Annotated in this window: 4 protein-coding genes and 1 pseudogene; 2 read left to right on the forward strand and 3 right to left on the reverse strand. The window is 59.4% G+C overall.

The window, feature by feature from the left end; genetic code table 11:
- Nucleotides 1-143: 143 nt before the first annotated feature.
- The 3 genes from NKJ13_RS25925 to NKJ13_RS25935 all read right to left on the reverse strand — a co-directional run bounded on the left by NKJ13_RS25925 (nucleotide 144) and on the right by NKJ13_RS25935 (nucleotide 3,355).
- Nucleotides 144-923: a phytanoyl-CoA dioxygenase family protein gene (locus NKJ13_RS25925; RefSeq protein WP_352621179.1), complete on the reverse strand. Its 780-nt coding sequence runs from the start codon at nucleotides 921-923 to the stop codon at nucleotides 144-146.
- 506 nt (nucleotides 924-1,429) lie between these two features.
- Nucleotides 1,430-2,692, reverse strand: coding sequence for a lysine N(6)-hydroxylase/L-ornithine N(5)-oxygenase family protein (locus tag NKJ13_RS25930; RefSeq protein ID WP_352778797.1), 1,263 nt, complete (start codon nucleotides 2,690-2,692; stop codon nucleotides 1,430-1,432).
- Nucleotides 2,693-2,980: 288 nt separating this feature from the next.
- Complete coding sequence (locus NKJ13_RS25935; RefSeq protein ID WP_352778798.1) at nucleotides 2,981-3,355, reverse strand: iron-sulfur cluster assembly accessory protein; 375 nt, start codon at nucleotides 3,353-3,355, stop codon at nucleotides 2,981-2,983.
- 929 nt (nucleotides 3,356-4,284) lie between these two features.
- Here NKJ13_RS25935 and NKJ13_RS31655 point away from each other — a divergent pair.
- Together NKJ13_RS31655 and NKJ13_RS25940 are read left to right on the forward strand one after the other, a co-directional pair.
- A pseudogene (locus NKJ13_RS31655) lies at nucleotides 4,285-4,576 on the forward strand (prolyl oligopeptidase family serine peptidase); the annotation flags it as partial.
- A 270-nt stretch (nucleotides 4,577-4,846) separates the two neighbouring features.
- Nucleotides 4,847-5,527: an OmpW/AlkL family protein gene (locus tag NKJ13_RS25940; RefSeq protein ID WP_352642438.1), complete on the forward strand. Its 681-nt coding sequence runs from the start codon at nucleotides 4,847-4,849 to the stop codon at nucleotides 5,525-5,527.
- The last annotated feature ends 473 nt before the right edge of the window (nucleotides 5,528-6,000 follow it).

The following is a 6,000-nucleotide window of genomic DNA, read 5'->3' on the forward strand; positions in this document are numbered from 1 at the left end:
CACCTCCACAATCCACGTGCCGAAGCGTCTTGACGGGCTGCGGTCGATGCTCCGCGAGCCCGCAAATCAGAACGCCATACTTTCCGCGAATTTTTGAGCGGTTGATCAGTTCCGTGTGCATGCCTCCGCCTGGCTGCGTGAGCTCAATCGCGATAGAAAATGCCATTTGGGGGCTTGAGTTTGTCGAGATCGGCCACTTTGCCCTCGGGCGGGTTAAGGGCGCGCTTAAGCACGTTATATTCAGCGCGGGTCGGTCCACCGGTTGAAGCACGCTGGAACACCAAGTAGAGTGTCCGCCGCGAACGATTGCTTTTGTTCGGTCGTGAGTAGTGCGGTGCGTAATCGTCGAAGATGAAGATGTCGCCAGCCTTCCATACTACGGGTTCCCAGGAGAACATTTCGGCGACTTGAGGATCGATCACCCCACCGGCATCCATGGGAAACACCCCCTTCTTGTGGTTGCCGGGGCTGAAGAAAAGCCCGCCGTTTTCCGGGTCGGAGTCGTCGATGCCTATGGCAACCACCGCATGGACCATCCGGTCGGGGAGTTTGTGTGGAATGTGATAAATGTCCTGATGCGGGAGATACCCGCCGCTGTCGGGGTAGTGGAAAATCAGCAACTCCTTGAGCCTGCGCGAATCTTCGCCAAGCAAATCCTCGACCGCTGACTTTATGCGCTGATCTTCTAAGAGCAAACGACGCAATGGATCATGGAAGTCGAGAAAATTCTCGATCTTGGAGATGATCTTTCGATTGTCCGTCGTCTTCTCGAACCACATGAGCCATTTATCATCGCTGACATCCCAGCGTGACATATCTTCGACAAAAGTAGAGATATCTTCCTGAGCCGCTGGAGCGAAGAACCTTTCGAGCCTGACGTATCCGTCTTTCTGCCACTTTTCTCTTTGTGCATCAGTCAACATGCGAAAGGCCTCCTGTTGGAAAGACTGGTTGGTCGGACATCCCAATTAGGGCAGTCGGGCGCTGGTCAAGTTGCGGGTCCACGGAGACGGACTCACGTCATGTGGGACGGCGATGCTAAGTGCGTTCCGCTCCGGCGGATATTGTCCACAGAAGCTCGGCGCGAGACTGCCTATGTCAGGCTCAGCCGGGTCCAGGGGTTCCGTAAACTGGGCCGGATCAATCGCTTCACCCGGTCCAGCCACGACACGCATCGCTAAAGGCCGGCACCATCCGCTGACCGCCGACCCAGCCATGGCCGCCAAGACCACGGCGCTCTTTCGAGTGAGCGACCTGGTACGGTCTTCACAACCGTAGGGGAAATGCACGCCCCCAGAATAATGCGATGCGCCGCTTGGTCCAAGGGCTTGTTCGGTCACGATGATTCCGGAGAAGCCTCCGGCCTTCGCCGCAGCGGAGGCGGACATCATTCCTAGGATGCCACCGCCGATGATCAGAAGTCTACGAGTCATATCCCGCTGCCCATTTCTTCGGCTGCGGGGGCGGGCCAGCTCTCGATCGAGGTATGGCCGATGAAGCCAGGATGCTCGGGGTTCGCGCATGGCGCGCGCCCAAGAAGGCTATCGAGGATGCGGCGCGCGCGCCAGGCCAGCAGGCTTAGGTTCGGATCGGCCAGGCCGCGCTGCCCGAGGCTCGCGTTTTGTACGAAGATGCGTCTGTCACGCGGTCCGTCCCAGCTCACCGAAAAATCCTCGCGAATAGCTAATTCATTGTCGATCTGCTCCAGCCGGTGTGCGATGGGTTCCAAGAAGTCTGGCACCGCGTTCTCGTAGCCGGTGGCCAGGATAACGATGTCAGCCGTGACTTCTTCGACTTCGTCGATGCCGTGCTGCAGGGTCAGCCTGTGACCCGCGCCGGCGTTGATGCAGTGCGAGACGGTGCAGCCTGGCCGCAGTGTGATGTCGCATCGGTTTAGCTCGAAAAATGCGTGGCGGTACAGCGCCTGATAGATCGCGCGCAACGTGCTTTCCGAAATGCCGTCCGAGGCAAGCACGAAACGCCGCAGGAGCAGCTTACGCTGCGACTCGCTCATCGCCGCGAAACGATCCGAAAAGCAGGGCATGAACAACTCGTTTGTGAACGGGCTGTTGTCCAGAGGCAGATAGTTTTCGCGCTGCGAGACCCAAGTGATCGAGGCAGGCCGCCGTTCTTTCGGCAGGCCGACAAGATGCAACATCACCTCGGCTCCCGACTGGCCTCCGCCGACCACGCAGACATGCTTTCTCCGCACCTCAGGGTGGACGTGCAGTAAAACAGATGAGTGGAACAGGTTGCGTCCAATCCAGCCCTGAAACTGAGGCGGGATTTGCGCCTGCTTGCCAATGCCAACCACGACGTTTCTGGCGCCGAGAACCGCGTTATCGGTCCGCACCCGAAACGCGCCGTCAAAGCGGATTTCGTGCACGGTCTCGCCGCCATGGACAAGTGGGTTCCTGTGGAAGGCCCAGTTCAGGTACTGCTCAAACTCAGCTCTGAACACAGCCTCGAACTGTGCGTTCAGGAAGTGGTACAAACGTCCGTTCTCGTGCAGGAAGTTTACGAAAGTGTAGGCTGATCGCGGATTCACCAGTGTGACCAGATCCTTGAAGTGGCTGACCTGGAGCTCCGAGGAATCGAATGCGATGCCTGGATGCCAGCGGAAGTCGACCTGCCGATCCAGGAACAGTGCCCCTTGCCCAACTTGCTCGTGTATCTGACACGCAAGGCTCAAATTAGACGGCCCAGCACCGACCCCAACGCAAGATAACTCCACTGCTTCCTCCTATAGAGTCTTCCCACTAGGCGGCTTGTTCGCGGCGAATATCGGCCATAGCCATTGGGCCCCCTCGCGGACGTTTCGAGCCCCGGTCCCGACCGGGTTTGCGAGAATTTGTCCAGCGCGTTCGGGTCGTCGAATGTAGACCCGAGCATTCCAGCGCGGTGACAATCGACGGGTCATGCCGGCGACGTGGGGCAACGACGTATGTCCTTTCCGCCCGTCTGGATGCCCGCGTCGCCGTCACGCGAGGAGCTTTCCAGGCCCATTAAGGTGTTTGAAGCCGGCGCAATCGCCCGCCTTGACCATGACGCGCCGGCCTTTCGGCGGCTTGATGGCAGGCGAGAGCGCGGTTTTCACTGCGGCGACGGCATTTTCGATGCGCATGATCATGGAGGACGTCTCGCTGATGCGTTTGCAGAACCCCATGCATGGGCCGTGCCAGAGAAGGAAAAATTTATAAAACAATGGGTTGGCGGATTTGCGATCCTGTCGGAAATCCGACATTGAGGGGGGACGCTCACGGCGGCGCCCGATTTGCACGTCGATGTCGCCTTTTTCCGAATAGCTAATCGGGCACCTTCTGCACCAGAATACTTCTCTTATGGAGACCAGCACGAAGTCTTCATGAACGGACAGTGCAGACCTTGTGTCTCTGCCGGTCAGATCGCGATATGCCTTCTCCCATCGAGGTCGGCAGTTGAAAGAGCTGCCAGATCCTTCGCCCTATCGTGCCGTTGCACTGGCTCGATCTCGGAGGCCGCGATCATGAAGAGTGAGGCAATCTCATGCCGCCGCGAGGCCTCTCTCATCGGGAAGCAATTCGCTATGTTGGTGTCGGATCGATGCTCTTGATGAGATGGTTGCGGATGGGCGCATGACCTAAGCGCATCAATGATTGCGCGATCTGGGACCTTCACCAACTGGACTGTCGAATCTCAGTAAAGATAGCCGGAAGAGAATTGCGTTATGACCACTCTGCCGGTTCCAAGAGCACGTGCGCCATTCGGTCCCTGCGACTCAATCCAGGCGGAGGGATGAGGCCGCAAAGCAGTCTTTTGCGCGGCCACCGGTCGGCCAGGAATGGGAGCCGTCGTAAACGCAGTTATTTGATGATCGCCGCCGCGGAGTCCTCAGGCTGAGCCGCGCCCGACACCGGCGACGTAGTGGTCGTCGATCGCCCCGTCCCCGATGTCGATCCGAAGCTCGGCCAGTTCGCGGTGAGCTTCACTGCTATTCCGCAGTGCCCACCGAGCTCGCACAGGAGGTTCTATCAGGCGGTCACGGCTGCACTCGTTGTCGGGTCTTCGACAAAGTCGGACATGAGACACACCGCAATTAGAGCCATGTCATTGTTGTGAAATGATTTTCTCGTTTGGCACGACACGTGCAAGGCTATCCGCAAACCTGCGGCAAGGACTGAGGGGAAATCACGCCATGATCAAGCTCGCCAACATGCGGTCGCAGCCGCGAAAACTGGGCCTTTCCGAGCCGACAGGACGTTGCGGCTGTTTTCCAGTCGACATCATTCTTCACGTTATCCGGACATGACCGTATTCGATTTCCGCCCAACGCTGAATGCTCCGTACGATGATCCCCATCTTTGGCTCGAAGATGTAGAAGGAGAACAGACACTTGCCTGGGCCGCCAGCCAGTCTGCCAGGACCCTGGGGCACTTCGGTGGAACACAGTTCGATCGCGACCACGAGGCCCTGACAGCGATCTTCGACCGTCCTGACAAGGTTCCCGTGATCACGCGCCGCGGTCAGTACCTCTACAATTCTGGCAAGATGCCGGAATCCGCACTACTATGGCGCCGGGACCACCCTTGCCGCCTATCCGCCGATCCTGCTCGCCCGAAGCGGGACGACCGCGTCCCACCCGGGTCACGCGCGTAAGACGGCCGCAAAGCTGCAGGCCTTTGGTTATCCCGCTTACTTCTGAGTGAGTACAGGTCGATGATTGCGAGCACGGCGCAAATAATCGGTGCGCGGTCCCACGCAAACTGCGCATGAGCGCTCCGCCAATCACGCAATTCGAACAAGACTTTTCGTAGTCCAGTGCATCATTTCTAAACAGCAAGGAGAGAATATCATGGCGAGAAACCAAATGCGCGCGGCACGGGGAGTAACAGCGGCCGTTGTCCTCATCGTGATGGGACAGCAGGCCGTCGCGGCGGACCTTGCGCAAGCCGCGAGCGTCCCGCAGGCGGGAGCCTCGGTCACGGAAGCGCCAAGCCCTTGGCAGATCCGCCTGCGTGCGTTGGGGGTCGTCACTGAGGATTCGGGCTACGTCAAAGCAGTGCCCGGCTCCGATCTTTCCTATTCGAACACGGTGACGCCGGAACTCGATATCTCCTATTTCTTCACGGACAACATCGCCGCCGAGCTCATACTCGGCACCACCTATGCAAACATCGGGGGCCAAGGAGCGATCGGCGGGCTGGGCAAGATCGGCAAGGTTTGGCTGCTGCCGCCTACGCTCACATTGCAGTATCATGTTACCAATTTCGGCGCTTTCAAGCCCTATGTTGGTGCCGGCGTGAACTACACGATATTCTATAACCAGGATGTCGGCAGCGCCGACGCTCTCAAGGTTAGGAACACGTTCGGCGCCGCGCTGCAGGTCGGGTTCGACTACATGGTGGATCAGCACTGGGGCGTCAACTTCGACGTGAAGAAGCTTTTCCTCAAGCCAGACTTCGACGTCACGGTCGACGGCGCGAAGCTGACGGGGAAGGCTGCGCTCGATCCGTGGTTGATAGGCGCAGGTGTCACCTACCGCTTCTGATACGCAACGCGAAGGCGGCCCTGCTGACAGCCGATCTGAAATGAAGGGCGCCTCGGGCGCCCTTTCCACGCCGGCGGTGCACGGCGAGTCGACCCGGATCGATTAGAGGGGTGGGGCCTTGTAACCCTTGGGCGGGGAGGTGTCCGAAACGGAGGGATGTTCTGATCAACTTCATGCGCTGACCATCCAACGCATAGCAGCCGATTGTCGCGGATACTTGAAGAAGCCGTTGTTAAGAGTGGGCGTCCCCGCCTGCACCCGACCAGGTACTTGCCAGTAGCAGCCGACAGGCTGCCCCGCGCCAGGGGCGCGAAGCCGAAGGGGGCAAGATCGCTGAAGCCTGCCGAAGAAGACCGGGCGCGGTTCACGAGCAGCCGGCGCGCGCCCGGCGGCGCGCGGGGCCCGGGCCAATAAGTGGGAGTGGGGGGGGGCGGGCGGGTTTTGGGGGCGCACCCCCAACGGGGGGGGGGCGG

This window comes from Mesorhizobium sp. M0174 (assembly GCF_040322275.1).
Lineage (GTDB): Bacteria > Pseudomonadota > Alphaproteobacteria > Rhizobiales > Rhizobiaceae > Mesorhizobium.

What these genes read in the sequence shown, in the direction of transcription:
- NKJ13_RS25925 (WP_352621179.1), bottom strand. Translation starts at nt 923, where the DNA reads ATGTTGACTGATGCACAAAGAGAAAAGTGGCAGAAAGACGGATACGTC.
- NKJ13_RS25940 (WP_352642438.1), top strand. Translation starts at nt 4,847, where the DNA reads ATGCGCGCGGCACGGGGAGTAACAGCGGCCGTTGTCCTCATCGTGATG.